This window comes from Streptomyces phytophilus (assembly GCF_013870535.1).
Lineage (GTDB): Bacteria > Actinomycetota > Actinomycetes > Streptomycetales > Streptomycetaceae > Streptomyces > Streptomyces phytophilus.
Map to the genome: position 1 here is coordinate 1 of NZ_JACBXC010001684.1, position 1,077 is coordinate 1,077.

General features: G+C 75.5%; 1 protein-coding gene. It reads left to right on the forward strand.

The genetic code is table 11. From position 1 onward, the window contains the following. Nucleotides 1–173: 173 nt before the first annotated feature. Nucleotides 174–1,077 (forward strand): pyridoxal-phosphate dependent enzyme (locus tag H5J30_RS35210; protein ID WP_181791857.1); only part of this gene is annotated, 904 nt, incomplete at its 3' end.

Genomic DNA, 1,077 nt, shown 5'->3' on the forward strand with positions numbered 1-1,077 from the left:
GCGAGGGCGAGGGGAACGGTGGGGCGGGGCCGCATGGGTGCCTCCCGGACGGGTGGGCGTCAGGACCCGGCCCATTGTCGTGACCGCGACGGGTGCCGTCACCGGGGCGTGCCGGACCGTTCGCGGGAGATCGGCGCCGGATTCGTTGGACGGATCGTCTAGAGTTGGACACTATGACTCATCTGGTGGACGAGCGCTCCGGCCGTACGTACCCCTTCGACGCCCTCCGCTGGCGCGCCGACGACGGCGCCCCCCTCCAGGTCGCCGGCGTGCCCGGCATCGGCAGGGACGACATCGACACCGGCGAGCGCTCCCTGTGGCGCTACCGCGCCGCCCTGCCCTTCGGCATCGACGCGCCCGTCTCCCTCGGCGAGGGCCGCACCCCGCTGCTCGCCCGCCGCTGGGGCGGGAGCGACGTGCTGTTCAAACCGGAGTGGTTCGGGCCCACCGGCAGCTTCAAGGACCGCGGCACCACCGTGATGATCTCCGCACTCGCGCGGCTCGGCGTGCGCGAGGTCATCGAGGACAGCTCCGGCAACGGCGGCGCCTCCGTGGCCGCCTACTGCGCCGCCGCCGGCATCCGCGCCCGCATCCTCGCCCCCGAGGGCACCTCCCCGGCGAAGGTGCTCCAGGCCCGCGCGTACGGCGCCGACGTCGAACTCGTGCCCGGCGGCCGGGACGCCACCGCCGCCGAGGCCGTACGCCGGTCCGCCACCGTCCCGTACGCCGGGCACAACTGGCACCCGCTCTTCCTCCAGGGCACCAAGACCCTCGCCTACGAACTCTGGGAGGACCTCGGCTTCACCGCACCCGACTGCGTCGTCACCGTCGCCGGCGCCGGCAGCACCGTCCTCGGCCTCGACGCCGGCTTCGGCGAGCTCCTCGCCGCCGGCCGGATCCGCCGCCGCCCCCGCATCCTCGCCGCCCAGCCCGCCAACTGCGCCCCGATCCACGCGAGCTTCCGCGCAGGCGCCGACGGGCCCGTACCCACCGACTACGCCCCGACCATCGCCGAGGGCACCGCCATCCGCGAGCCCGTCCGGCTGCCGGAGGTGCTGCGCGCCGTGCGCCGCTCCG